This is a genomic window from Streptomyces chlorus, from assembly GCF_042655885.1.
Classification (GTDB): Bacteria; Actinomycetota; Actinomycetes; order Streptomycetales; family Streptomycetaceae; genus Streptomyces; species Streptomyces chlorus.
In genome coordinates, this window is the sequence record NZ_JBHSOA010000025.1 from 1 (window position 1) to 25,176 (window position 25,176).

Consider the following 25,176-nt stretch of genomic DNA (forward strand, 5'->3'; position numbering starts at 1 on the left):
GTGCGGGGTCCCGGACCCCGCACGGCCGTGCGCCGGAGGATCAGAAGGGGCGGTCGCCCGCGATGGCGACGCGTTCGGCGACTCGGCGGTGGGCGCCGTAGTCGTTGACCGCGTAGTGCTGGGTGGCCCGGTTGTCCCAGAACGCCACGTCACCGGGCTGCCAGCGGAAACGGACCTGGTACTCGGGGATGTGCGCCTGCTGGAAGAGGTAGCGCAGCAGCCGGTCGCTCTCCTCACGGGACATGCCGGTGATCCGGGTGGTGAAGGAGGCGTTCACGAACAGCATGCGCCGCCCGGTGTCGGGATGTGTGCGCACGACGGGGTGTTCCACGGGCGGGAAGTGCTCCTGGTGCGGCGCGAGCCGTTCGGGCCCGTAGAACCGCGCGAAACCGGGGATGAAGTCGTGCACGGCGCGGGCACCGTCGACACGGTCCTTCACGTCCTGCGGGAGGTTGTCGTAGGCGGCGGCCATGTCGGCCCACAGGGTGTCGCCGCCGGCCGGCGGCACCTCGCGCAACTGGAGGACGGCACCGAGTGCCGGCCGCTCGCGGAAGGTGACGTCGGCGTGCCAGACGTTCTCGAACGTCGGAGTGGACCCGCTGCCCTTGTCGAAGCGGACGACGTCCTCGCTGGAACCGGCGGCGAGCAGCGGGTTGGTCTCCAGTTTGCCCCAGTGGCGCGCGAAGGCGCGCTGCCGGTCGGGGGCGAGGTGCTGGCCCCGGAAGAACAGCACCTTCCACTCCAGCAGGGCCCGGTGGAGTTCGGCGCGCAGCCCGGGGCCGAGCGGACGGGACAGGTCGACTCCTCCGATCTCGGCACCGATCGTGCGCGCCTGCGGCTCGACCTCGAACAGCTCGTAGGGCCGCTCCTCCCACCCCTCGGGCACACGGCGCAGGACGCGCCGTCCTTCGTAGATGCCGTCTCCGGGGATGCGTGCCTCACGCAGGGTGGTGGTCGGTGCGGTGTTCGTGACGGTCACGGGACGTCCTTCCTCTGCACACGGTGTTCGAACGGGTCACGGGGATGCGGACGGGCCGGCCGTGTCGGGGCACGGACCGTCCCGGCATCGCGGACGCCGAGGAGCACACCCGCCGTACGCGGGTGTGCGGGACTGCCGGGACGGCCCGGGAGAGGGGCTGCGCGGGGCCGTCGGCCGGGAAGGCGGGGAAGCGGGCTCGGGCGGCGAGAGGCCGGGCCGGGGTCAGAGGGCGCGGCCGGCTATCGGCCGGAGCGCTCGCAGCCGGTTCGATCCGGGACGCGCGGCGCCCCCGACATCCTGACGAACCAGTACGTGGTCATGGCGACGATTGTGTGATCTTGCACGTGTTCTGTCAACGGGGCCTCGCCCTGCCGCCGCCCGCCTCACGCGTCCTCGCAGATCTCCCGCACATAACCGGGGCTTCCCGCGGCGGTGACGTCGCGGTCCCGGCGGACGGTCGAGGCCCACCTCCTTGCGAGCGGGGCCAGTTCGGCGGTGTTCTTCTGTGCGACGGCCGGTCCCCGCTGGTGAGCGTGCGGCGAGCAGGATGAGGAACGCCTTCGCATCGTCCGCGCTGAGCAGGCCCTTCGAGGCGCGTATAACTGCCGTATCTCAACAAGCGTCAAGAGGGCGAGAAGCAGTGCTCCGAGGCCACCGCGTTTGAGCTGCGGAAGGATCTGCCGGTGCTGAGACACTCCGCTGCGACCGGGAAGGCGGTGCCCGCCCCGGCGGTCACCGCCGCCCGCGCTCCCCAGGAAGTCCGTCCAGGCGGCCGGGGGGGACGGTGAGCCGGGGCCCCGGGTGTTCTTGGAGTCCCGGACCTTCGCCACGTCCTCCGACATCGCGGCGAGCAGTCCGCCCGCGCCCAGCACCTCGTCGGCCTTCTCCAGGTACTCGGGGCGGGGGATCCGGTTGCCGGCCTCGACCTTGTAGGCGAGGTCCTCCCCGTATCCCATCGCCGCCGCGAAGTCGGCGACCCGCATGCCCACGGACTCCCGCCGCAGCTTCAACTGACGGCCCACCGTGGCGACGACGGCCACTCCCCACTCGTCATCCGGGTCGACCTCCCACCCCGGCTCGTCCGCCTCGCCCCTGACCTGTACCGCCTCACCGTCCGCCGACATCCGCACCCCTCCGTCGTACGCGTCGCGTCGTATCGCGAGGCGTTTCACGGTAGGTACGGCGGCGACGCCGGGTGAGGGGAAGAGGGGAGCGGTACACCTACGAGTGATCCGGGCCGCCCGCCTCGGTGGCCAGGTCCGTCAGGAGCTGGTGGAGGGGTTCGGAGGCGCGGCGGCGGTACTCCTGGACGGCCCAGCCGTTGCCGTCCGGGTCCTTGAAGTACATGAAGGTGGCGCCGTCGTCCGGGGCGTACACGACCGGCTCGGAGATCTCCAGGCCGCGGGCGGTCAGTTCGGCGTGGGCCGCCTTGATGTCGGCGACGCACAGCTGCAGGCCCTGGTACGAGCCCGGGGCCGGGCGGGCGCCGCCCGACATCTTCCAGATGCTGTCGCCCAGCGCGATCGAACAGCCGGAGCCCGGGGGCGTCAGCTGGACGATGCGCATGCCCGGCATGACCTCCTGGTCGATGTCGACGTGGAAGCCGACCTTGTCCCGGTAGAAGTCCCTGGCCCGGTCGATGTCGCTGACGGGCAGCGGAAGCACTTCGAGGGTCATGGCCATGTTCATCGGGGTTCCTCCGGCTGGGTCGGTGCGGTCGGTGCGGTCTCTCGGCGTCACGCGAACCGCCATCTGGTCTGGCTGAACGGCTCTCCCTTACCGAAGCCGAAAACAGTGCTGGGCGCCACCGAAAACACGACGGCGTGTCCCGGATGGTCTGACCCCATCCGCCCGCCCCCGGAACTCATCGCGCACGGCCGTCCCGGGGCCGGGGCCGGGGCGCGGTGGGGCGGATAGGCTCGTTGCCTGGATGAGCTCGTGGTGAGGTCGAGGCGAGCCGAGGACCGAGGGAGGCCGGGGATGACGTCGGTGCCGGGGCGCAGGAGCAGTACCTTCACGCGGCTGCTGCGGCACGGTTTCACCGACCCGTCGGCCGCCGAGCGGCTGCTGGACAGCCCCGAGCTGGCCGCGGTGCGCGACGATCCGGTGCTGCTCGAGGCGCTCGGCGGCACCGCCGACCCCGACCTCGCGCTGCTGGGACTGGTCCGGCTGCTGGAGGCGCAGACCGGCGCCACCGGCCGGCAGGAGCTGCTGGACACGCTGATCGCCGCCAAACCGCTGCGCGACCGGCTGCTCGGCGTGCTCGGCGCCTCCGAGGCCCTGGCCGACCATCTCGCCCGGCACGCCGACGACTGGCAGGTGCTCGTCACGTACGAGGCGCGGGACCTGCACCCCGGCGTGACCGAGTTCGAGCACGGCCTCGCCGGAGCCACCGACCCCGTGTCGCTGCGCGTCGCCTACCGGCGCTGCCTGCTGTCCATCGCCGCCCGCGACGTCTGCGGCACCACCGAGGTGTCCGAGACCGCCGCCGAACTCGCCGACCTCGCCACCGCCACCCTGCGCGCCGCCCTCGCGCTCGCCGAGGCCGCCGCGCCCGGGGACGCCGCCCTGTGCCGGCTCGCGGTGGTCGCGATGGGCAAGTGCGGCGGGCACGAGCTGAACTACGTGTCGGACGTCGACGTCATCTTCGTCGGCGAGGCGGTGAACGGCGCCGACGAGGACAAGGCCCTGCGCGCCGCCACCCGGCTGGCCGCGCACATGATGCGGATCTGCTCCGCGAACACCGTCGAGGGCACCATCTGGCCCGTCGACGCCAACCTGCGGCCCGAGGGCCGCAACGGCCCGCTGGTGCGCACCCTCGCCTCGCACCGCGCGTACTACCAGCGCTGGGCCAAGACCTGGGAGTTCCAGGCGCTGCTCAAGGCCCGCCCGGTGGCCGGCGACCTCGCCCTCGGCGAGGAGTACGTGGCCGCCCTGCGACCGCTGGTGTGGCAGGTCGCCGAGCGGGAGAACTTCGTCGCCGACGTGCAGAAGATGCGCCGCCGGGTGATCGACAACATCCCCACCGCCGAGGTCGACCGCCAGCTCAAGCTCGGCCCCGGCGGACTGCGCGACGTCGAGTTCGCCGTACAGCTGCTCCAACTGGTGCACGGCCGCGCCGACACCTCCCTGCGCAGCGCCACCACCCTCGACGCGCTGGGTGCCCTCGCCGCCGGCGGCTACGTCGGCCGTGCGGACGCCGCCCAGTTCGACGGCGCCTACCGCTTCCTGCGCTCCCTGGAGCATCGCATCCAGCTCTTCAGGCTGCGTCGCACCCACCTGGTTCCGGAGAACGACGCCGACCTGCGTCGCATCGGCCGCTCCCTGGGCCTGCGCACCGACCCGGTGACGAGCCTGACCCGCGAGTGGCGGCGGCACACCTCCGTCGTACGGCGGCTGCACGAGAAGCTGTTCTACCGGCCGCTGCTCGACGCGGTCGCCCAGCTCGCCCCCGGCGAGGCCCGGCTCAGCGCCGAGGCGGCCCGCGAACGGCTGGTCGCCCTCGGCTACGCCGACCCGGCCGCCGCCCTGCGCCACCTGGAGGCGCTGGCGTCCGGCGTGACCCGCAAGGCGGCCATCCAGCGGACCCTGCTGCCGGTGCTGCTCGGCTGGTTCGCCGAATCCGCCGACCCGGACGCCGGCCTGCTCAACTTCCGCAAGGTCTCCGACGCGCTCGGCAAGACCCCCTGGTACCTGCGGCTGCTGCGCGACGAGGGCGCCGCCGCCGAGAACCTCGCCCGCGTCCTGTCCGCCGGGCGGCTCGCCCCCGACCTGCTGCTGCGCGCCCCCGAGGCGGTGGCCCTGCTCGGCGACGGAGATGCCGGCGGCCTCAGGCCACGTTCCCGCGCCCACCTGGAACAGGAGGTCCTCGCCGCCGTCCGTCGCGCCGACGGCGCCGCCCAGGCGGTCGCCGCCGCCCGCGGGGTCCGCCGCCGCGAGCTGTTCCGCACGGCCGCCACCGACATCATCGGCTCCTACGGCACCGAGTCCCAGCCCGCCGAGGCCGACCAGGGCGCCCTGGTGGACCTGGTCGGCGGCGCCGTGTCCGACCTGACCGCCGCCACCCTCGCCGGCACGCTGCGCGCGGTCGTCCGGGAGGGCTGGGGGGACAGTCTGCCCACCCGCTTCGCGATCATCGGGATGGGCCGCTTCGGCGGCCACGAGCTGAGCTACGGCTCCGACGCGGACGTCCTGTTCGTCCACGAGCCGCGCGACGGCGTGGACGAGCGGGAGGCGGCCGACGCGGCCGGCAAGGTCGTCGCCGAGATGCGCCGCCTGCTCCAGGCCCCCAGCGCCGACCCGCCCCTGCTCATCGACGCGGACCTGCGTCCCGAGGGCCGGTCCGGACCGCTGGTGCGCACCCTGGGGTCGTACGAGGCGTACTACCGGCGCTGGTCCCTGGTGTGGGAGCGGCACGCGCTGCTGCGCGCCGAGCACGTGGCCGGCGACGAGGAGCTCGGCCGCCGCTTCGTCGAGCTGATCGAACCGCTGCGCTACCCGCCCGCCGGGCTCGCCGAGGAAGACGTGCGCGAGATCCGGCGCCTGAAGGCCCGCATGGAGTCCGAGCGGCTGCCGCGCGGCACCGACCCCAAGCTGCACGTCAAGCTCGGTCCCGGCGGCCTGACCGACGTGGAGTGGACCGTCCAGCTGATCCAGCTGCGGCACGCCGCGCACGAGCCGGGGCTGCGTACCACCCGTACCCGCGAGGCGCTGGCGGCCGCCCAGGCGGCCGGGCTGATCTCCGCGGGGGACGCGGGCATCCTCGATGAGGCCTGGGTGCTGGCCACCGGCGTGCGCAACGCGGTCATGCTGGTCCGGGGCCGGGCCGGGGACACCTTCCCCGCCGACCCGCGCGACCTGGCCGCCGTCGGCCGCTACCTCGGCTACGGTCCGGGCCACGCCGGCGACATGCTCGACGTGTACCGGCGCACGGCCCGCAGGGCGCGGGGCGTGATGGAGGAGCTGTTCTACGGCGGGGCGTAGGGGCGGGTCGCAGGCACCCGGCGCAGGCGGCGGGCGTGGTCACCCGGAGTGCGGGGCGCCGCAGTGGTACGGGCGCCTCCTCGATGGTGAAGGACGCCTCAGCCTGGATCCACCGATGACCATGGAGGGCAGACCGTGTCCTCCCAGGTCAACCACTCCTTCGGGGGGTAGTCGATCTTCACCTGAGAGGTGAAGGCGCGGAACGGCTCAGTCGGGCCGCTGACCTGGACGAAGGCTGCTCGGGTCCGGTTTTCGTCGGTGGATTCAGCCTCAGTGGCGCGGGGCGTCCGGCGCGTGGGGGGACGCGCTCGTGGCGGGGGCGCCGCCAGGGGGGCGCGTGGCGAGGGCGCCGTCGGCCGTGCGAGGGCCGGCGGAGTCGTCCGGGGCGCGCGGGCTCACGACGCCCGCGTTCGCGCGGCCCGTGCCTCCACCGTCCGTGCCTCCACCGTCCGTGCCCCCACCGTCCGAACCCGCGACGGCCTTGCCCGTGCCGCGCCTGCCCGGGAAAGCCCTGGCCGGGAAACCCTTGCCCGGGAAACCTCTGCCCGAGAAGGCCCTGCTCCAGCCGCCTCTGTCCCGGCTGCCACCGTCCCCACCGTCCGGCACCTCTCGCGGCAGCGCGTACGGCTTGCTCCCGTACCAGAGGGTCGCCAGCGCGTAGCCGAAGGCGAGGCAGAGCACGCCGCCCACCGCGTCCAGCCAGAAGTGGTTGGCGGTGGCGACGATGACCACCAGCGTGCCCGCCGGGTACAGCAGGCCCAGGACCTTCGCCCACGGGACCCTCGCCAGCGCGAAGACGGTCAGCCCGCACCACACCGACCAGCCGATGTGCATCGACGGCATCGCGGCGTACTGGTTGGACATGTTCTTCAGGTCGCCGGAGGCCATCGAACCCCAGGTCTCGTGGACCATCACGGTGTCGATGAAGTCGCCGCCGGTCATCAGACGCGGCGGGGCGAGCGGGAACAGGTAGTAACCGGCCAGAGCGACGGCGGTGGTCGAGAACAGCACCAGTCTGGCCGCCGCGTAACGGCCGGGGTGACTACGGGAGAGCCACACCAGAACGCCCAGCGTGACCACGAAGTGCAGTGTGGCGTAGTAGTAATTCATGCCGATGACGAGCCAGGTCACCGAGTTCACGGCGTGGTTGACCGACTGTTCGAAGGCGAGACCGAACTGCCGCTCCAGGTTCCAGAGCCAGTCCGCGTTGCGCAGCGCCTCGGACTTCTGCTCGGGCACGGCGTTGCGGACGAGCGAGTACGTCCAGTAACTCACCGCGATCAGCAGGATCTCGAACCACAGCCGCGGCCGGCGGGGGGTACGAAGCCGGCGCAGGAGTCCCGTCCCCACCCTGTCCTCGACGGGGCGCGCTGCGGCCTGATGCCGGCCTTCCAGCGTGGTCACCGTCGTTTCGCCCATGAGCACAGAGTCTGCCAGAAAAGCCCCTTCCGCAGATCATGCCCCGGCCGCGGCCGACCCGCATGTCCTCCCCCGGAAAGAGTCCCGCGGCCTCCTGCCCGGGCAGTGCGCGAAGTCCGGCGACTCCGACCTGGGGACGACACGGTGACCTGGGGAACCCCAATTCCTGTCCCCGGCCGGCCCTAGGGCCGGTTCCGGTCCCCGGGTGCCGAAGCCGTCGAGCCGCGGACCACCAGCTCCGGCATGAACACGAACTCGCTGTGCGGGGCGGGCGTCCCGCCGATCTCCTCCAGCAGGGTGCGCACCGCGGCCTGCCCCATCGCCGGGACCGGCTTGCGGACCGTGGTCAGCGGCGGGTCGGTGAAGGCGATCAGCGGGGAGTCGTCGAAGCCGACCACCGAGATGTCCGTCGGCACCTCGAGCCCGCGCTGCCGGGCCGCCCGTATCGCGCCCAGCGCCATCATGTCGCTGGCGCACACCACCGCCGTGCACCCGCGGTCCATGAGCGCGGTGGCGGCGGCCTGGCCGCCCTCCAAGGTGTACAGGGAGTGCTGGACCAGTTCCGTCTCCACGGTCTCGGCGGCCAGCCCCAGCTGCTCCTGCACGGTGCGGACGAAGCCCTCGATCTTGCGCTGCACCGGCACGAACCGCTTCGGCCCCAGCGCCAGCCCGATCCGGGTGTGGCCGAGGGAGGCGAGATGCGTGACCGCCAGCCCCATCGCCGCCCGGTCGTCGGGCGAGATGAACGGCGCCTGCACCTTCGGCGAGAAGCCGTCGACCAGCACGAACGGCACCCCCCGGGCGCGCAGTCGCTCGTAGCGCTGCATGTCGGCCGTGGTGTCCGCGTGCAGTCCGGAGACGTAGATGATGCCGGCCACCCCGCGGTCGACCAGCATCTCCGTCAGCTCGTCCTCCGTCGACCCGCCCGGGGTCTGGGTGGCCAGCACCGGCGTGTAGCCCTGGCGGGTCAGTGCCTGCCCGATGACCTGGGCCAGCGCCGGGAAGATCGGATTCTCCAGCTCGGGAGTGATCAGCCCCACCAGGCCCTCGCTGCGCTGCCGCAGCCGCACCGGGCGTTCGTAACCCAGGACGTCGAGAGCGGCGAGGACGGACTGGCGGGTGGTGGCGGCGACGCCCGGCTTGCCGTTGAGCACGCGGCTGACGGTCGCCTCACTCACCCCGGCCTGAGCGGCGATGTCGGCAAGACGTGTGGTCACAGCACCGGACCCTATCGGCCGCCCCACTCCTTGCACACCGGCCGGACGCCTGGTGCGCGCCGTCGAACGGCCCGTCGCGGGCTGCTGGGTCATCGCGGTCCCTCATGTCGTGGTCGGCCGGTCGTGCTCGGCGTGGGTGCTCGGCGTCCGTCCCGCAACGGATGATTCCCCCGACGGAAACGGATGGCAAGTACTTGCAGAGTCTTGCACAACCGTCCGAACGCCTGTCCTGGCGCCGGAAACCCGGCGGTGGCGCGGCGATCGGGGTATCGCGGGGAGGGGTCAAGGAGAGGTCACGACGGGGTAACCGTCGGGCTTTCTTGCAAAATTTTTCAGCAAGGTCTTTCGAATCGGTTGCATCGCTGTTACGTTCACGTCGCCCGGCGGCCCCATTGGCGCGGTCGGCAAGTCGGCAGGTCGGCAGACGGGGCCGTATCTGCAGCACACGGGCTTTCACCCTCAAGGAGAACTCATGCGGCGTGGCATAGCGGCCACCGCGCTGGTGGCGTCCCTCGCCCTCACGGCGACGGCCTGCGGCGGAGACAGCGACAGCGGCGACTCGGCCGACGGCCCGGTCACCATCACCTGGTGGGACACCTCCAACGCGACCAACGAGGCGCCGACGTACCAGGCCCTGGTCAAGGAGTTCGAAGCCGCCAACAAGGACGTCAAGGTCAAGTACGTCAACGTCCCCTTCGACCAGGCGCAGAACAAGTTCGACACCGCCGCCGGCTCCAAGGGTGCCCCCGACGTGCTGCGCTCCGAGGTCGGCTGGACCCCCGCCTTCGCCAAGAAGGGCTTCTTCCTGCCGCTGGACGGCACCGAGGCGCTGAAGGACCAGGCGAAGTTCAAGTCCAACCTGATCGAGCAGGCCACGTACGAGGACAAGGTCTACGGCGTCCCGTTCGTCACGGACACGCTCGCGCTGGTCTACAACAAGGAACTGTTCGAGAAGGCCGGCGTCGAGGCTCCCAAGACCTGGGACGACCTGAAGAAGGCCGCCGCCACCGTCAAGGACAAGACCGGCGTCGACGGCTACTGGGGCTCCACCCAGGCCTACTACGCCCAGTCCTTCCTCTACGGCGAGGGCACCGACACGGTCGACGCCGACGCCAAGAAGATCACCGTCAAGTCGCCCGAGGCCAAGAAGGCCTACGGCACCTGGCTGGACCTCTTCGACGGCAAGGGCCTCAAGAAGGCCGACACCACCGCCGACGCCTACGCCCACATCCAGGACGCGTTCGTCAACGGCAAGGTCGCCGCGATCATCCAGGGCCCGTGGGAGATCACCAACTTCTACAAGGGCTCGGCCTTCAAGGACAAGAACAACCTGGGCATCGCCACCGTCCCGGCCGGCTCCGCCGGCACGGCGGGCGCCCCGACCGGCGGCCACAACCTCTCCGTCTACGCCGGCTCCGACGCCGCGAAGCAGAAGGCCGCGCTGAAGTTCGTGAACTTCATGAGCTCGGCCAAGGCCCAGGAGACCATCGCCCTGAAGAACTCCACGCTGCCCACGCGTGACGACGCCTACACCGACAAGGTCAAGGCCGACCCGGGCATCGCCGGCTACCAGACGGTCCTCGAGGCCGCCCAGCCGCGCCCGGCCCTGCCCGAGTACAGCTCGCTGTGGGGTCCGCTCGACGACGAACTGCTCCAGATCGCGGGCGGCAAGGACTCCCTGGACAAGGGTCTGAACGACGCCGAGATCGCCATCGCCAAGCTGGTGCCGGACTTCAGCAAGTAGGGCCCGCGTGGCCGCCGGGTCCCTTCCGGGAAGGGAGGACCCGGCGGCCACCGGCCTGTGTGCCGAACCCCTTGATCATCCAGAAGGTGCCGAACCATGACAGTCGCCATCGACCGCGCGACCGGCAAGCGCAGCGGTGACCGCCCGCCCCGCGCCGGCCGGGCCGACCGCCTGAAGCACGCCTACCAGAAGTACTGGTACGCCTTCGCCATGATCGTGCCCGTGGTCGTCGTGCTCGGCGTCCTCGTGCTGTATCCCCTGGCGTACGGCTTCTACCTCACCCTCACCGACGCCAACAGCCTCAACTCGGCCCGCACCATCGGCGTCAACGAGATCGAGGCCACGTACAAGTTCATCGGCCTGGACAACTACGCCGACATCCTCTGGGGCGAGACGGCGTACGACCGCTTCTGGTCGCACTTCATCTGGACGATCGTCTGGACGGCGGCCTGCGTCGGCCTGCACTACACCATCGGTCTGGGTCTCGCCCTGCTGCTCAACCAGAAGCTGCGGGGCCGCACCTTCTACCGGCTGATCCTCATCCTGCCGTGGGCCGTGCCGACCTTCGTCACCGTCTTCGGCTGGCGGTTCATGCTCGCCGACGCCGGCATCATCAACTCGGCCCTGGAGTCCCTGGGCCTGCCGACGCCGCTGTGGCTCGAGGACACCTTCTGGCAGCGGTTCGCCGCGATCATGGTCAACACCTGGTGCGGTGTGCCGTTCATGATGGTCTCCCTGCTCGGCGGCCTCCAGTCGATCGACGGGACGCTGTACGAGGCGGCCGAGATGGACGGCGCCAGCGCCTGGCAGCGGTTCCGTCACGTCACCCTGCCGGGCCTGCGCTCGGTCAGCTCCACCGTCGTCCTGCTCGGCATCATCTGGACCTTCAACCAGTTCGCGGTCATCTTCCTGCTGTTCGGCAACACCGCCCCGGACGCGCAGATCCTCGTCACCTGGGCGTACCAACTCGGCTTCGGGCAGCAGCCGCGCGACTTCGCGCAGTCCGCGGCCTACGGCATGCTGCTGCTGGCCATCCTGATCGTCTTCACCTCCTTCTACCGCCGCTGGCTGAACCGCAATGAGCAGCAGCTCGCGATCTGAGGCAGGAGCCCCCATGAGCACCCTCGACAGCCCGCCGTCAGCCGTGGTGACGGGCAAGCCGGCAGAGAAGACCACGCCCCGGCGGCCCAGCACCCGGCGCGGTGAGATCGGCCGCGGCGGGGCCCTCGCCTCGCACGGCATCCTGGTCGTGGCGAGCGTCGTCGCGCTGTTCCCGGTCGCCTGGCTGGTCTTCCTGTCCCTCGGCCCGGACAAGGACGACTATCTGCGCCCCGGCGGTATCTGGGGCAAGATGACGCTGGACAACTACGCGTTCGTGCTGCAGAACACGAACTTCTTCGACTGGCTGAAGAGTTCGCTGATCGTCTCGCTCGGCACCACCGTCATCGGCGTCCTGGTCGCCGCCACCACCGGGTACGCGGTTTCCCGGATGCGGTTCCCCGGGTACAAGAAGTTCATGTGGGTCCTGCTGGTCACCCAGATGTTCCCGGTGGCCGTCCTGATGGTCCCGATGTACCAGATCCTGTCCGACCTTCAGCTGATCGACACCTACTTCGGCCTCATCCTCGTCTACTGCTCGACCGCGGTGCCGTACTGTGCCTGGCTGATGAAGGGCTATTTCGACACCATTCCGTTCGAGATCGACGAGGCGGGCCGGGTCGACGGGCTGTCCCCGTTCGGCACGTTCGTGCGGCTGATCCTGCCGCTCGCCAAGCCGGGCCTGGCGGTCGCCGCCTTCTACAGCTTCATCACCGCGTTCGGCGAGGTCGCCTTCGCCACGACGTTCATGCTGGACGACGAGAAGTACACGCTCGCCGTCGGTCTGCAGAGCTTCGTCAGCGAGCACGACGCCCAGCGCAACCTCATGGCCGCCACCGCGGTCCTGATCGCGATACCCGTCTCCGCGTTCTTCTACCTCGTGCAGAAGAACCTGGTGGCCGGCCTCACCGCGGGCGGCACGAAGGGCTGACGCCCTCCGCAGGACTCCCGCGCGCCTCACCGCGCGTGGGGAGGCGGTCGCGGTGCACAAACATCCGACCCCGCCGGCACCGCGGCCGCCTCGTCAGCCGCATCCCGCCTCCTCGGCCCCACTCGCCTCCCTGACCGACCCCACGTATTCAAGGACGACATGAGCCAGCAGCACGCCGCCGCCCCGGCCCCCACTCCGACGACCGACGCTGCCGTAGCCACCGTCACCAGGCGCCACGACTGGTGGCGGGACGCGGTGATCTACCAGGTGTATCCGCGCAGCTTCGCCGACAGCAACGGCGACGGCATGGGCGACCTGGAGGGCATCCGCTCCCGCCTGCCGTACCTGCGCGACCTCGGGGTGGACGCCGTGTGGCTCAGCCCCTTCTACGCCTCCCCGCAGGCCGACGCCGGCTACGACGTCGCCGACTACCGTGCCGTCGACCCCATGTTCGGCACCCTGCTCGACGCGGACGCGCTGATCCGGGACGCCCACGAACTGGGCCTGCGGATCATCGTCGACATCGTGCCCAACCACTCCTCCGACCAGCACGAGTGGTTCAAGCGGGCGCTCGCCGAGGGCCCCGGCTCGCCTTCGCGCGACCGCTACCACTTCCGCCCCGGCAAGGGCGCAGGCGGCGAGCTCCCGCCCAACGACTGGGAGTCGATCTTCGGCGGCCCCGCCTGGACCCGGGTCACCGAGCCCGACGGCACCCCGGGCGAGTGGTACCTGCACCTCTTCGCACCCGAGCAGCCCGACTTCAACTGGGAGCACCCGGCCGTCGGCGACGAGTTCCGCTCCATCCTCCGCTTCTGGCTGGACATGGGCGTCGACGGCTTCCGCATCGACGTCGCGCACGGCATGGTGAAGGCCGAGGGCCTGCCCGACCTGGGGGACCACGAGCAGCTGAAGCTGCTGGGCAACGATGTCATGCCGTTCTTCGACCAGGACGGCGTGCACGACATCTACCGGCAGTGGCGGCTCGTCCTCGACGAGTACGCGGGTGAGCGGATCTTCGTCGCCGAGGCGTGGACGCCGACCGTGGAGCGCACCGCCAACTACGTCCGCCCGGACGAGCTGCACCAGGCGTTCAACTTCCAGTACCTGGGCACCCACTGGGACGCCGAGGAACTGCGCGTGGTCATCGACCGCACGCTGGACTCCATGCGCCCGGTCGGCGCCCCCGCCACCTGGGTGCTGTCCAACCACGACGTCACCCGGCACGCCACCCGCTTCGGCAACCCGGCGGGCCTCGGCACCCAGATCCGGGAGGCCGGGGACCGCGAACTCGGTCTGCGCCGGGCCCGCGCGGCGACGCTGCTGATGCTGGCACTGCCCGGCTCGGCCTACGTCTACCAGGGCGAGGAACTGGGTCTCCCGGACGTCGTCGACCTCCCCGACGAGGTGCGTCAGGACCCGGCGTACTTCCGGGGCGCGGGCCAGGACGGCTTCCGCGACGGATGCCGGGTACCGATCCCATGGACCCGCGACGGTTCCTCCTACGGCTTCGGGGGCGGCGGCAGTTGGCTGCCGCAGCCGGAGACCTGGGGCGAGCTGAGCGTCGAGGCGCAGACCGGAGCGGCCGGCTCGACCCTGGAGCTGTACCGGACCGCGCTCGCCGCGCGCCGGGACCAGGCCGACCTGGGCGCGGGCGACGCGGTGGAGTGGCTGCGGGCACCCGAGGGCGTCCTCGCCTTTAGGCGCGGGGAGTTCGTGTGCGTCGCCAACACCACGGGCGAGGCGGTGATCACCCCGGCGTACGGGCGGGTGCTGCTCGCCAGCGGTGACGTGGACGGGGCGGACGGCCAGGCGAAGGTGCCGGGCGACACGACGGTGTGGTTCACCACGGACTGACCCGGTACGGGCACGGCCCGAAGGTCCGGTCCGCAACTTTTTCATTCAACTTCGTACGGCCCGCTGCCCTTTCGGGTGGCGGGCCTCTAACATCTGCGTTGCCGCAAGGTTTCTGAAGGTTTCAGCAAGAAGCTTCAGCCGCCTTCGCACTCCCCACACCCTTCGATGAAGAAGGAACCCCACATGGCACGCAGAACCCTCGCCGGGGTCGCCGCGCTCGCGGTCGCCTCGGTTGTCATGACCCCGACTGTCGCGCAGGCCGCGCCGCCCGGGAACAAGGACGTCACCGCCGTCCTCTTCGAGTGGAACTTCAACTCGGTCGCCCGCGAGTGCACCACCACCCTCGGCCCCGCCGGGTACGGCTCCGTCCAGGTCTCCCCGCCCGCCGAGCACATACAGGGCTCGCAGTGGTGGACGTCGTACCAGCCGGTCAGCTACAAGATCGCAGGCCGGCTCGGCGACCGCACCGCCTTCCGGAACATGGTGAACACGTGTCACGCGGCCGGCGTGAAGGTCGTCGCCGACGCGGTCATCAACCACATGTCCGCGGGCAACGGAACCGGTACCGGCGGCTCCTCGTACACCAAGTACAACTACCCCGGCCTGTACTCGTCGCCCGACTTCGACAACTGCACCTCGCAGATCACCAACTACCAGGACCGCTGGAACGTCCAGAACTGCGAACTGGTCGGTCTCGCCGACCTCGACACCGGAGAGGAGTACGTCCGCAAAACCATCGCCGGGTACCTCAACGACCTGCTCTCCCTCGGGGTGGACGGCTTCCGCATCGACGCGGCCAAGCACATGCCGGCCGCCGACCTGGCGAACATCAAGTCCCGCCTGAGCAACCCCGGCGTGTACTGGAAGCAGGAGGCCATCTACGGCGCCGGCGAGGCCGTCCAGCCCGGCGAGTACACCGGCACCGGCGACGTCCAGGAGTTCCGCTACGCCTACGACCTCAAGCGGGTCTTCAACAACGAGAACCTCGCCTACCTGAAGAACTACGGCGAGGGCTGGGGCTACATGAACAGCGGTGTCTCCGGCGTCTTCGTCGACAACCACGACACCGAGCGCAACGGCTCCACGCTCAACTACAAGGACAACGCCAACTACACCCTGGCCAACGTCTTCATGCTGGCCTGGCCCTACGGCTCCCCGGACATCAACTCCGGCTACGAGTTCTCCGACCACGACGCCGGACCGCCCAACGGCGGTCAGGTGAACGCCTGCTGGCAGAACGGCTGGAAGTGCCAGCACGCCTGGCCGGAGATCAAGTCCATGGTCGCCTTCCGCAACACCACGCGCGGCCAGGCCGTGACGAACTGGTGGGACAACGGGAACGACGCCATCGCCTTCGGCCGGGGCAACAAGGGCTTCGTGGCCGTCAACCACGAGTCCGGCTCCCTGACCCGCACCTACCAGACCTCACTGCCCTCCGGCACGTACTGCAACGTCCAGAACAACACGCAGGTGACGGTGAACGGTTCGGGGCAGCTGACCGCCACCCTGGGCTCGAACACGGCCCTCGCGGTGTACGCGGGCAAGTCGTCCTGCTGAACGCGCGCCGGTCGCGCCGCCGTTCACCGGAGGTGGCGCGACCGGCGTCCGTATGAAAGTCCTTACCGTTACTTTCACAACCCTTGCTGTAAAGCTTTCAACGGCGATACGGTCGCGCGACACCCCGGTGACATGGCTGGAACAGGTCGTGCCGTGGTGCGGGATCGGCCCCGAATGAGCCGTAATCGCAAGGAGTTCACGCCTGTGACACCCAGATGGCCGGCGTCCGGGAGACGCCGCACCGCGCACGGCAGGCGGGTGGCCGCCGTCACCGCGGCCGCGCTCGCCGCCGCCCTCGTGCAGCCCCTGGCGGCCCGTGCCGCCACACCCCCCGCGCCCCCGTCCGACGCCTCACTGGCGAAGGCCCCCGCGCGGCACGATCTCACCCGGGAGCAGTTCTACTTCGTCCTGCCGGACCGGTTCGCCAACGGGGACACGAAGAACGACCGGGGCGGGCTGACCGGTTCGCGGCTCAGCACCGGGTACGACCCCACCGACAAGGGCTTCTACCAGGGCGGCGACCTCAAGGGCCTCACCCAGAAACTCGACTACATCAAGGGGCTCGGCACCACATCCATCTGGATGGCGCCCATCTTCAAGAACCAGCCCGTGCAGGGCACCGGCAAGGACGCCTCCGCCGGCTACCACGGGTACTGGATCACCGACTTCACGCAGGTCGACCCGCACTTCGGCACCAACAAGGACCTCGAGACCCTCATCGACAAGGCCCACGACAAGGGCATGAAGGTCTTCTTCGACGTCATCACCAACCACACCGCCGACGTCGTCGACTACGAGGAGAAGTCCTACGACTACCTCTCCAAGGGCGCCTTCCCCTACCTGACCAAGGACGGGAAGCCCTTCGACGACGCCGACTACGCCGACGGCTCGCGCACCTTCCCGCGCGTCGACGCAGGATCGTTCCCGCGGACCCCGGTCGTCCCCGCCGCGAAGAAGAACGTCAAGGTCCCGTCGTGGCTCAACGACCCGACGATGTACCACAACCGGGGCGACTCCACCTTCGCCGGCGAGTCCAGCGAGTACGGCGACTTCTCCGGCCTCGACGACCTGTGGACCGAGCGTCCCGAGGTCGTCGACGGCATGGAGAAGATCTACCAGCGGTGGGTGAAGGACTTCGACATCGACGGCTTCCGGATCGACACCGTGAAGCACGTCAACATGGAGTTCTGGACCCAGTGGGCCACCGCCCTGGACGCCTACGCGGCCAAGAAGGGGCGCGACGACTTCTTCATGTTCGGCGAGGTCTACTCCGCCGACACCGACGTCACCGCCCCCTACGTCACCGAGGGCCGTCTCGACGCCACCCTCGACTTCCCCTTCCAGGAGGCGGCCCGCCAGTACGCCTCCCAGGGCGGCGGCGCACAGAAACTCGCCTCCGTCTTCGGCGACGACCACAAGTACACGACCGACAAGGCCAACGCCTACGAGCAGGTCACCTTCCTCGGCAACCACGACATGGGCCGCATCGGGACGTTCCTGAAGCAGGACAACCCGAAGGCGTCCGACGCCGACCTGCTGAAGAAGGACATGCTCGCCAACGAGCTGATGTTCCTCAGCCGCGGCAACCCCGTCGTCTACTACGGCGACGAGCAGGGCTTCACCGGCGCCGGCGGCGACAAGGACGCCCGCCAGACCCTGTTCGCCTCCCGCACCGCCGACTACCTCGACGACGACCTCATCGGCACCGACCGCACCCACGCCGACGACACCTACGACACGAAGTCCCCGCTCTACCGGCAGATCAGCGCCCTCGCGAAACTCCGCAAGGCCCACCCCGCCCTCACCGACGGTGTGCAGCAGGAGCGGTACGCGGCCGACGGCCCCGGCGTCTACGCCTTCTCCCGCACCGCGACCGGCACCCGCACCGGCCAGGACACCACCGAGTACGTCGTCGCCTTCAACAACGCCGACGAGGCGAGGAAGGCCACCTTCGCGACCGGTTCCGCCCGCATGACCTTCCGCGGTATCCACGGCACCGACGCCTCCGTGACCAGCGACGCCGGCAAGAAGATCACTGTCACCGTCCCGGCGGGCTCGGCGATCGTCCTCAAGGCGTCCGGCCCGCTCGCCAAGCCGGCCGCCAAGCCCACGGTCACCCTCACGGCCCCCGAGGCCGGCGCCACCGGCACCGTCGAGCTCACCGCCGACGTCGAGGGCGGGCAGCTCAACCGCGTTGTCTTCGCCGCCCAGACCGGCACCGGGAAGTGGCGCACGCTCGGTTCCTCCGACCACGCCCCCCACAAGGTCACCCACACCATCGGCGACGACGTGCCCGCCGGCACCGCCCTGCGCTACAAGGCCGTCGTGATCGACTCGGCCGGACGCACCGCGAGCGCCCCGGCCGCCTCCACCACCGGCACCCCGCCCGTGGCGGAGCCGCCGTCCGCCGCCTCCCGCGACCACGCGATCGTCCACTACCAGCGTGCCGACGGCGACTACGACGACTGGGGCCTGTACGCCTGGGGCGACCTCGCCGAGGGCGAGGCCACCGAGTGGCCGGACAGCCACCCCTTCACCGGCCGCGACGCCTACGGCGCCTTCGCCCACGTCAAGCTCAAGCCCGGTGCCTCGGACGTCGGCTTCCTGGTGATCGACAAGGACGGCAACAAGGACGTCTCCACCGACCGCACGATCGACGTCACCAGGCACGGCGAGATCTGGATCGAGCAGGGCAAGGAGGCCGTCACCACCGAACGGCCCGAGTACCCGGCGCAGGACAAGACCAAGGCGGTGCTGCACTACCACCGCGCGGACGGGAACTACGACGGCTGGGGACTCCACACGTGGACCGGCGCCGCCGATCCCACCGACTGGTCGAAGCCCCTGAAGCCGGTGAAGACTGATCCCTATGGCGCGGTCTTCGAGGTACCGCTCGCCGAGGGTGCCACCAGTCTCAGCTACATCATCCACAAGGGCGACGAGAAGGACCTCCCCTCCGACCAGTCGCTCGACCTCAAGGCGAACGGCCATGAGGTGTGGCTGGTGAGCGGTGAGGAGAAGTACCTGCTGCCCCAGCCGCCCGGCTCGGCCGCCGCCGTCGACCTGACCACCTCGAAGGCGGTCTGGATCGACCGGAACACCGTCGTCTGGAACGGCTCCGAGGGAGCGGCCTCCACCCAGCTCCTCGCCTCCCGCACCGGCTCGATCAAGGCGCAGGACGGCACGCTCACCGGCGACGACACGCACGTGCTCCGGCTGACGAAGACGTCCCTCACCGACGCCCAGAAGGCGACGTTCCCGCACCTCAAGGACGGCACCGCCTGGACCGTCGACCCGCGCGACCGGGACCGCGTACGCGAGGCCCTGCGCGGCCAGGTCGTCGCCGCCCAGCGATCTGCCAGCGGCGCCGTCCTCGCGGCGACCGGCGTGCAGATCGCGGGCGCCCTGGACGACCTGTACGCGGCCGGCGCGACGAAGGCGGCGCTCGGCCCCGTCTTCCGCGACGGCCGTCCCACGCTCTCCGTGTGGGCGCCGACCGCGCAGAGCGTCTCGCTGGAGATCGGCGGCTCCACCGCCACGATGAAACGCGACGACGCCACCGGCGTCTGGTCCGTCACCGGCCCGACGTCCTGGAAGGGCAAGCCCTACCGGTACGTGGTGAAGGTGTGGGCGCCCAGCACCCGCGAGCTCGTCACCAACAAGGTCACCGACCCCTACTCGGTCGCCCTGACCACCGACTCCGTGCGCAGCCTCGCCGTCGACCTCGGCGACCGCGACCTCGCCCCCAAGGGCTGGTCGGGCCTGGACAAGCCGAAGGCCGTCCCCCTCAAGGACGCCCAGATCCAGGAGCTGCACATCCGCGACTTCTCCGTCGAGGACCGCACGGCGAAGCAGCCCGGCACCTATCTCGCCTTCACCGACAAGGACAGCGACGGCTCGAAGCACCTGCGGAAGCTGGCGCAGGCCGGCACCTCGTACGTGCACCTGCTGCCCGCCTTCGACATCGCCACCATCCCCGAGAAGAAGTCCGACCGGTCCACCGTCGACTGCGATCTCGCCGCCCACCCGGCCGACTCCGAGAAGCAGCAGGAGTGCGTGGCGAAGGCCGCCGCCAAGGACGCCTACAACTGGGGCTACGACCCGTACCACTACACGGTCCCCGAGGGCTCCTACGCCACCGACCCGGACGGCACGGCCCGTACCGTCGAGTTCCGGAAGATGGTCAAGGCGCTCAACGAGGACGGCCTGCGCGTCGTCATGGACGTCGTCTACAACCACACCGCGGCCAGTGGCCAGGCGAACACCAGCGTCCTGGACCGGATCGTGCCCGGCTACTACCAGCGGCTCCTCGCCGACGGCTCCGTCGCCAACAGCACCTGCTGCGCCAACACCGCGCCCGAGAACGCCATGATGGGCAAGCTCGTCGTGGACTCGATCGTCACCTGGGCCAAGGAGTACAAGGTCGACGGCTTCCGCTTCGACCTCATGGGCCACCACCCGAAGGCGAACATGCTCGCCGTGCGCAAGGCCCTCGACGCGCTCACCGTGAAGAAGGACGGCGTCGACGGCAAGAAGATCATCCTGTACGGCGAGGGCTGGAACTTCGGCGAGATCGCCGACGACGCCCGCTTCGAGCAGGCCACGCAGCAGAACATGGCCGGCACCGGCATAGCCACCTTCTCCGACCGGGCCCGTGACGCCGTCCGCGGCGGCGGCCCCTTCGACGAGGACCCCGGCGTCCAGGGCTTCGCCTCCGGCCTCTACACCGACCCGAACACCTCGAAGAGCAACGGCACCGAGGCCGAGCAGAAGGCCCGCCTCCTGCACTACCAGGACCTGATCAAGGTGGGCCTGAGCGGCAACCTCGCCGAGTACCGCTTCACCGACACCGACGGCAAGGAGGTCAAGGGCTCCCAGGTCGACTACAACGGCTCACCGGCCGGCTACGCCGCCGCCCCGGGTGACGCCCTCGCCTACGCCGACGCGCACGACAACGAGTCGCTGTTCGACGCGCTCACGTTCAAGCTGCCGACGTCCGTGAGCGTCGACGACCGGGCCCGTATGCAGGTCCTCGCCATGGCGACCGCCGCCCTCTCGCAGGGCCCGGCGCTCTCCCAGGCCGGCACCGACCTGCTGCGCTCCAAGTCCCTGGACCGCAACTCCTACGACAGCGGCGACTGGTTCAACGCCCTCCACTGGAACTGCGCCGACGGCAACGGCTTCGGCCGCGGTCTGCCGCCGGCCGCCGACAACGCCGACAAGTGGCCCTACGCCAAGCCCCTGCTGGGCGCGGTGCAGGTCGGGTGCCCGCAGATCGAGGGCGCCTCGGCCGCGTACCGGGACCTGCTGAAGATCCGTACGACGGAGGGGGCCTTCTCCCTCGACACCGCGGGGCAGGTGCAGTCCGCGCTGTCCTTCCCGCTGTCCGGGAAGGACGAGACACCCGGCGTGATCACCATGCGCCTCGGTGACCTGGTCGTCGTCTTCAACGCCACGCCCCACCGGCAGGAACAGCGCGTCGGCGCCCTCGCCGGCACGGGCCACCGGCTGCACCCGGTGCAGGCGGCGGGCTCGGACGCGGGGGTGAAGACCTCGTCCTACGCGGCGGACACCGGCACCTTCACCGTCCCGGCCCGCTCGGTCGCGGTGTTCACCGCGGCCGGCTGAGGCACCGGGCGCGGAAGCTAGGGTGGGCCCTCCGACCTGGAACCGGAGGGCTCACCCATGCCGCAGATCACTGTCGACTACTCGGCGCAGCTGAAGCACGGCTTCGACCACGACTGGCCCGCCTTCGCCCGGGACCTGCACACCACCGTGGTGGAGATCGCGGCGGCGAAGCTCCCGGCGTGCAAGACCCGGTTCCGCCCGACCGAGGACGTCTTCATCGGCCACGACGAGGAGGCGGAGTACGCCCTCGTGCACATCCACATCGCCCTGCTCCCCGGGCGGACCGAGGAGACCAAGGCGCGGCTCACCGAGGCCGTCCTGGAACTGGTACGGAAGCATGTGCGGGCGGTCGGCGATCTGACCCTGCACGCCTCCGCCGAGGTACGCGACCTCGACGCGTCGTACCGCAAGTTCGAGAGCGAGTAGGGCCTCACCGGCCGGCGGACGGTTTCACGTCAGGTCGGTGCGGCCCAGCCAGGCCGGCCGCACCGGCACTCCGTCCGCGTCCAGCTCGACGGCCGGCCCGACCCGCCGCTCCGCCGGCTCACCCGGTGGAGCGGCAGGGGCGGCCGGTGCCGGGGCCGGTGCCTCGACCACGGGTTTTGGGGCGGGGGGCGCGGCAGAGTCCTCCAGCAGTTCCGCCACGGTGAACCGGGTCACGAATGACTGCCACGACCCGTCGACGACGAGCAGGAACCCGTCGCCGGCCCGCAGGAGGCGACGGCGCTTGGGGCTCATGGGGTGCATGGGCACGTGGTTCCGTGCCCGTCGCTCCAGCTCCGCGAGCGCCTCCGTCCGGGACCCGGTGACGTGCGCCACCACCTGTGCCTCCGTGTGCTTGCGCTCCCCGGTACCCATGGTCGTCTCGACGACCAGACCCCACGTCGTCGTGGTGCTCACCGGGACGCCAGGGCGATGAGCCGGGTGACCAGGTCGACGAACGGTCCGTCGCCCGGCTCGTCCTTGAGCAGGTCGCGCAGCAGCACGCCCAACTCCTCGTCGTGGGCCGCGGCGACGGCACAGAGCGCGGCGAAGTCGTGCACCAGCTGGGCCTCCAGCTCGTCCCGCGGTATACGACGGCCGTCCAGCCAGAGCAGCGCCGTCGACTCGGCGAGCGAGATCCAGGACCGCACCACCAGTTCCAGCCGCGCGGGCGGCTCCACCGCGCCCATGTGCGACAGAATCTGTTCGTACGCCCGCTGCCGTACGGAGTCGACCAGCGCGTTGGTGGTCGAGACTGACTTCCTTGAGAAGGTTCCGCCTGCGGGGACCGCCGGGCCGCCGCGCATCAGGGCGGAGAAACCGGGCCCGTGCTCGTCGACGAAGTCGAAGTACCGGCCCATCACCCGCAGCAGCCGCGCCCCCAGCGGGCCCTCGCGCGGCTCCACGAACCGCGATGCCAGATCGTCCGCGGCACGCCTCAACGCGGCTTCGTAGAGGCTGAGTTTGCCGGGGAAGTAGTGATAGACCAGCGGGCGCGAGATGCCGGCCGCCGACGCGATCTCGTCGATGGAGACGTCGTCGGGCGAGCGGCGGCTGAACAGTTCGAGGGCGACGCCGATCAACTGCTGCCGTCGCTCCTCGACTCCCATTCTGCGGCGTACCCCGGTAGTCATACACACAGCCTACCGATCGGACCCGGCCGCGAACGGTCCGGACCGGGCGGCAGTGATCATCCGGTCCGCCGGCCGGTCCGCCCCGGGTCAGCGGAACCCGGTGACCGAGTCCCCGTTCTCCAGGGTGCCCTCGAGGTCGGCCTGGGCGCCCTGTTCGGCCTCGAGGGTCAGCAGGTTGCCCTGCGCGGTGCCCTCGACACCGCCCGTCGCGGTGACCGACGTGGTGCCGCGGCTGCCGGCGGCCAGCAGGTACCAGGTGCCCGCCCCGGACTTCCACAGCACCCCGGCCAGCACCCGCGGCTCACGCTCCCCGCACTGCGGTACGTCCTCGGCCTGGGCCGCCACCACCCCGAACGGTCCGCCCGGCGTATGGAACTGGGCCTGCACCCGGGTACCGCCGCCCCGCCAGGTCTCGGCCCGGGTGCACACCCAGGCGGCCGAACCTCCCCCACCCTCCGGGCGGGAGGACTCCCACTTCGCTGCGCTCGCGTCCGGCAGCGGCTGCTCGGCGAAGGCCCACGCGTTCACGCTCCGTACGCCCGCGGAGCGCATCGACGCCAGGGAGCAGGCGAACGGCGACCACGTGCGCAGCGCCTCGGCACCGGCGGCCTCACCGGCCGCCCCGGGCCGCCCCGCGGTCAGTACGGCCGGGACCAGCTCGCCGAGGTCGGTCACCAGCCGGGTGCCGGCGTCGTCGGTCAGCTCCAGCACATTCCACGAGGTGCACGAGCCGGGCTTCAGGGCCGGGCCGGCCAGCGGCGAGGTCACGCCGTCGGTGAGCGGGAGGTCCGTCGTGTCCGCGCCGGGCTCGCGCAGGTCCCGCGCACCGGCCGCACGTACCCAGGGTGCCGTCAGATAGCGGACATTGCCGTCGGACCGGCCCAGCACCAGGGCGCTCGCCCCGGCCCGGTCCGCGCCGTCGACCCGGGCGAAGTCGAGGGCGGCGCCCTCGGTGCCGTCCGTGGGCTCGGCGTACCTGGCGATGCGCAGACCGTCGTGGAGGACCACCACGCGCGCGTTGTCGACCGTCCCGGCGTACAGCAGCTGGGGCGGTCCGGCCGGACCGCCGGACGGGGTGCCCGGCGTCGCCGACACCCGCACCCGCTCGCCGGGCCGGGCCCACACGGCGAGGGCGCGGCGCAGCAGGCCCGCGTCGCCGGTCAGGTCGCCGCGGGCCGGCCACACGGAGAAGTCGGTACGCGCGGAGGTCTTCCAGGCGGCGGGGGAGACCCGGGTCAGCTTCCCCGGGGCCAGGGCGGCCTCGGCGGCCGGGTTCCGCGCGTACGGCGGCGCGGCGGCACCGTCGGGTGCCCAGCCGTCGTCCGGCAACCCGATGAGCGCGCCGCAGACGACCAGCGCGGCCCCGGCGGCCAGCGCCGCCTTCAGATGGCGGCGGCGGTGCACCAGATCGGTGGGCCGGGCCTGCAGCGAGCAGGGGTCGAACGCGGGGGAGTCGAGCAGCCGGTACTCGGCCGGCACCCGGTCGGCCTCGCGCAGCGCGGCAGCCGCGTCGGCGACGCCCGCGTCGGTGAGCACCGCACGGACATCGTCGTCCGGGAGCCGCTCCAGACCGCGCAGCACATAGGCGGCGCGGGCCGGACCGGGCAGCGCGGACAGCCGCTGGTGCAGCGCGAGTTCGCCGGCACCGCCGGACCGGGGGTACAGGCGCAGCCCCCACACCTGGGGCAGGAGCGGCGGCAGTGCGGGCAGGGCCGGCAGCCCCGCCCGTTTGCGCCGCGCACCGCGCCTGCGCGACGGGCTCGCCCGCAGCGCCGCACGCACCACCTGGAGTCTGACCAGCGCGTAGCCGGGGTCGCCGTCCCGGCCGGCGGCCCCGCCGGACTGCCCGGACCGGGCGGAGCGCGTCGCGGACCGCCGGGACGGGGCGGGGACGACCGGTGCCGCGGTGCGGCCGCGGGGGAGCGTGCGCTGCACCAGGGCGTGCGCGGTCAGTACCCGCCTGCCCCGGACGCCCCGCTCGGCCGGCAGCATCAGGTAGGCGAGTCGGACGAGCCGCGGATAGTGCTCGACGAGGGCGGCCTCGGCCTGCCCGACGTCGAGGAGCGGACCGTCGGGGGAGGGCGGTGCGGGGCGCTTGGCGGCATGCTGTGACTGCACGTCAGGCAGAACGAGCGATGCGGCCGTAAGTC

Annotated in this window: 15 protein-coding genes and 2 pseudogenes; 8 read left to right on the forward strand and 9 right to left on the reverse strand. The window is 71.1% G+C overall.

The genetic code is table 11. The features are described from left to right. Positions 1-40 precede the first annotated feature (40 nt). The 4 genes and pseudogenes from ACFPZI_RS11610 to ACFPZI_RS11625 form a co-directional block, all read right to left on the reverse strand. On the reverse strand, positions 41-979 hold the full coding sequence (locus ACFPZI_RS11610; protein ID WP_381361827.1) for a TauD/TfdA dioxygenase family protein: 939 nt from the start codon (positions 977-979) through the stop codon (positions 41-43). 383 nt (positions 980-1,362) lie between these two features. Continuing rightward, positions 1,363-2,103, reverse strand: coding sequence for a helix-turn-helix domain-containing protein (locus tag ACFPZI_RS11615; RefSeq protein WP_381362910.1), 741 nt, complete (start codon positions 2,101-2,103; stop codon positions 1,363-1,365). Positions 2,104-2,200: 97 nt separating this feature from the next. Then, complete coding sequence (locus ACFPZI_RS11620) at positions 2,201-2,662, reverse strand: VOC family protein (protein WP_381362912.1); 462 nt, start codon at positions 2,660-2,662, stop codon at positions 2,201-2,203. 53 nt (positions 2,663-2,715) lie between these two features. Further along, positions 2,716-2,811 (reverse strand): annotated as a pseudogene (locus ACFPZI_RS11625) (pyridoxamine 5'-phosphate oxidase family protein); the annotation flags it as partial. Positions 2,812-2,959: 148 nt separating this feature from the next. Here ACFPZI_RS11625 and ACFPZI_RS11630 point away from each other — a divergent pair. Continuing rightward, on the forward strand, positions 2,960-5,962 hold the full coding sequence (locus ACFPZI_RS11630; RefSeq protein ID WP_381361830.1) for a bifunctional [glutamine synthetase] adenylyltransferase/[glutamine synthetase]-adenylyl-L-tyrosine phosphorylase: 3,003 nt from the start codon (positions 2,960-2,962) through the stop codon (positions 5,960-5,962). A 585-nt stretch (positions 5,963-6,547) separates the two neighbouring features. On the opposite strand, the pseudogene ACFPZI_RS11635 reads toward ACFPZI_RS11630, so the two are convergent. Together ACFPZI_RS11635 and ACFPZI_RS11640 are read right to left on the reverse strand one after the other, a co-directional pair. Next, positions 6,548-7,381, reverse strand: a pseudogene (locus ACFPZI_RS11635) (phosphatase PAP2 family protein); the annotation flags it as partial. 182 nt (positions 7,382-7,563) lie between these two features. Continuing rightward, positions 7,564-8,598, reverse strand: a complete 1,035-nt coding sequence (locus ACFPZI_RS11640; protein WP_381361833.1) for a LacI family DNA-binding transcriptional regulator — start codon at positions 8,596-8,598, stop codon at positions 7,564-7,566. 472 nt (positions 8,599-9,070) lie between these two features. On the opposite strand from ACFPZI_RS11640, the gene ACFPZI_RS11645 reads away from it, so the two are divergent. The 7 genes from ACFPZI_RS11645 (at position 9,071) to ACFPZI_RS11675 (ending at position 21,836) form a co-directional block, all read left to right on the forward strand. Further along, positions 9,071-10,342 (forward strand): extracellular solute-binding protein, encoded by a 1,272-nt coding sequence (locus ACFPZI_RS11645; RefSeq protein ID WP_381361836.1) that lies wholly within the window; start codon positions 9,071-9,073, stop codon positions 10,340-10,342. Between the two features lie 96 nt (positions 10,343-10,438). Then, positions 10,439-11,443 (forward strand): carbohydrate ABC transporter permease, encoded by a 1,005-nt coding sequence (locus ACFPZI_RS11650; protein ID WP_381361839.1) that lies wholly within the window; start codon positions 10,439-10,441, stop codon positions 11,441-11,443. A 13-nt stretch (positions 11,444-11,456) separates the two neighbouring features. Then, positions 11,457-12,371, forward strand: coding sequence for a sugar ABC transporter permease (locus tag ACFPZI_RS11655; RefSeq protein WP_381361842.1), 915 nt, complete (start codon positions 11,457-11,459; stop codon positions 12,369-12,371). 159 nt (positions 12,372-12,530) lie between these two features. Next, the gene (locus ACFPZI_RS11660; RefSeq protein ID WP_381361845.1) at positions 12,531-14,225 is read left to right on the forward strand and encodes a glycoside hydrolase family 13 protein; all 1,695 of its coding nucleotides are present in this window, start codon (positions 12,531-12,533) and stop codon (positions 14,223-14,225) included. A 183-nt stretch (positions 14,226-14,408) separates the two neighbouring features. Beyond that, positions 14,409-15,782 (forward strand): alpha-amylase, encoded by a 1,374-nt coding sequence (locus ACFPZI_RS11665; protein ID WP_381361848.1) that lies wholly within the window; start codon positions 14,409-14,411, stop codon positions 15,780-15,782. A 204-nt stretch (positions 15,783-15,986) separates the two neighbouring features. Further along, complete coding sequence (pulA, locus tag ACFPZI_RS11670) at positions 15,987-21,410, forward strand: pullulanase-type alpha-1,6-glucosidase (RefSeq protein ID WP_381361851.1); 5,424 nt, start codon at positions 15,987-15,989, stop codon at positions 21,408-21,410. 57 nt (positions 21,411-21,467) lie between these two features. Continuing rightward, complete coding sequence (locus ACFPZI_RS11675) at positions 21,468-21,836, forward strand: 5-carboxymethyl-2-hydroxymuconate Delta-isomerase (RefSeq protein ID WP_381361854.1); 369 nt, start codon at positions 21,468-21,470, stop codon at positions 21,834-21,836. Between the two features lie 24 nt (positions 21,837-21,860). Here the strand turns inward: ACFPZI_RS11675 and ACFPZI_RS11680 are convergent, their stop codons facing one another. The 3 genes from ACFPZI_RS11680 to ACFPZI_RS11690 all read right to left on the reverse strand — a co-directional run bounded on the left by ACFPZI_RS11680 (position 21,861) and on the right by ACFPZI_RS11690 (position 25,144). Beyond that, the gene (locus tag ACFPZI_RS11680) at positions 21,861-22,310 is read right to left on the reverse strand and encodes a hypothetical protein (RefSeq protein ID WP_381361857.1); all 450 of its coding nucleotides are present in this window, start codon (positions 22,308-22,310) and stop codon (positions 21,861-21,863) included. Next, positions 22,307-23,026, reverse strand: coding sequence for a TetR/AcrR family transcriptional regulator (locus tag ACFPZI_RS11685; protein ID WP_381361860.1), 720 nt, complete (start codon positions 23,024-23,026; stop codon positions 22,307-22,309). Before ACFPZI_RS11685 ends, ACFPZI_RS11680 begins: the two co-directional genes overlap by 4 nt. Before the next feature lie 87 nt (positions 23,027-23,113). After that, complete coding sequence (locus ACFPZI_RS11690; protein ID WP_381361863.1) at positions 23,114-25,144, reverse strand: hypothetical protein; 2,031 nt, start codon at positions 25,142-25,144, stop codon at positions 23,114-23,116. Between the last annotated feature and the right edge of the window lie 32 nt (positions 25,145-25,176).

Excerpts from the sequence above, each read along its gene's own strand:
- ACFPZI_RS11665 (WP_381361848.1), top strand. The coding sequence starts at position 14,409 with ATGGCACGCAGAACCCTCGCCGGGGTCGCCGCGCTCGCGGTCGCCTCG.
- ACFPZI_RS11615 (WP_381362910.1), bottom strand. The coding sequence starts at position 2,103 with ATGTCGGCGGACGGTGAGGCGGTACAGGTCAGGGGCGAGGCGGACGAG.
- ACFPZI_RS11675 (WP_381361854.1), top strand. The coding sequence starts at position 21,468 with ATGCCGCAGATCACTGTCGACTACTCGGCGCAGCTGAAGCACGGCTTC.
- ACFPZI_RS11685 (WP_381361860.1), bottom strand. The coding sequence starts at position 23,026 with ATGACTACCGGGGTACGCCGCAGAATGGGAGTCGAGGAGCGACGGCAG.
- ACFPZI_RS11620 (WP_381362912.1), bottom strand. The coding sequence starts at position 2,662 with ATGGCCATGACCCTCGAAGTGCTTCCGCTGCCCGTCAGCGACATCGAC.
- ACFPZI_RS11650 (WP_381361839.1), top strand. The coding sequence starts at position 10,439 with ATGACAGTCGCCATCGACCGCGCGACCGGCAAGCGCAGCGGTGACCGC.
- ACFPZI_RS11645 (WP_381361836.1), top strand. The coding sequence starts at position 9,071 with ATGCGGCGTGGCATAGCGGCCACCGCGCTGGTGGCGTCCCTCGCCCTC.
- ACFPZI_RS11630 (WP_381361830.1), top strand. The coding sequence starts at position 2,960 with ATGACGTCGGTGCCGGGGCGCAGGAGCAGTACCTTCACGCGGCTGCTG.
- ACFPZI_RS11655 (WP_381361842.1), top strand. The coding sequence starts at position 11,457 with ATGAGCACCCTCGACAGCCCGCCGTCAGCCGTGGTGACGGGCAAGCCG.
- ACFPZI_RS11660 (WP_381361845.1), top strand. The coding sequence starts at position 12,531 with ATGAGCCAGCAGCACGCCGCCGCCCCGGCCCCCACTCCGACGACCGAC.